Here is a 677-nt window from a genome sequence, read left to right as displayed (position 1 = left end):
AGCCCGGCCCGCGCCCCGGCCAGCGTCGCCGCCACCGGCAGCGGGGACGCGACGAGCGACTACGAGGCCGCCGTCGGCCACATCCGCGAGAAGCGCTACGAGCAGGCCGAGATGGCCTTCCGCCAGTTCATCCAGTCGCACCCGCGCGACGGCCACGTCCCGGCCGCGACCTACTGGCTCGGCGAGAGCTACCTGCAGCGCAACCGCAACCGCGAGGCGGCCGAGCAGTTCCTGAAGGTCTCGACCGACTACGCCCGCTCGCCCCAGGCGCCGGAGGCGATGCTGAAGCTCGGCGTGTCGCTCAACGCGCTGGGCGCGCGCGAGCAGGCCTGCGCGACCCTGGCCGAGCTCGACCGCAAGTTCCCCGCCGCCGGCTCGAACGTGCGCCAGAGCGTGGCGCGCGAGCAGAAGCGCGCGCGCTGCACCGCGTGAGCGACCCGCGCGACGATCCCGGTGACCGGATCCGTCGCGCCCTCGCCAACGCCCTCGCACCTTGGCTCGCCGGGGACGCGCCCGTGGTGCTCGCCGTCTCCGGGGGCCCCGATTCCACCGCCCTGATGCACGCCGCCGCCGCGTGCCGGGCCGGCGCGCTCTTCGTCGCGACGGTGGACCACGGCCTGCGCCCCGAATCCGCTGACGAGGCCCGCGCCGTCGCCCGCGCCGCCGCGACGCTCGGC

At 76.4% G+C, this 677-nt stretch carries 2 protein-coding genes; both read left to right on the top strand.

Translation table 11 applies throughout. The annotated features are described in order from the left end of the window. The coding region (gene ybgF, locus FV223_RS29280; protein ID WP_147730071.1) for a tol-pal system protein YbgF at nucleotides 1-432 on the top strand (432 nt) is incomplete at its 5' end. Nucleotides 433-461: 29 nt separating this feature from the next. Then, a partial coding sequence (locus tag FV223_RS29275; protein ID WP_246689870.1) for an ATP-binding protein occupies nucleotides 462-677 on the top strand: 216 nt, incomplete at its 3' end.

Origin of the sequence: Methylobacterium sp. WL116 (assembly GCF_008039455.1) — a bacterium.
In the GTDB taxonomy this organism is placed as follows: domain Bacteria; phylum Pseudomonadota; class Alphaproteobacteria; order Rhizobiales; family Beijerinckiaceae; genus Methylobacterium.
The sequence above is the reverse complement of the archived record's forward strand: the minus strand, read 5'-3'. Positions and strand labels throughout refer to the sequence as shown.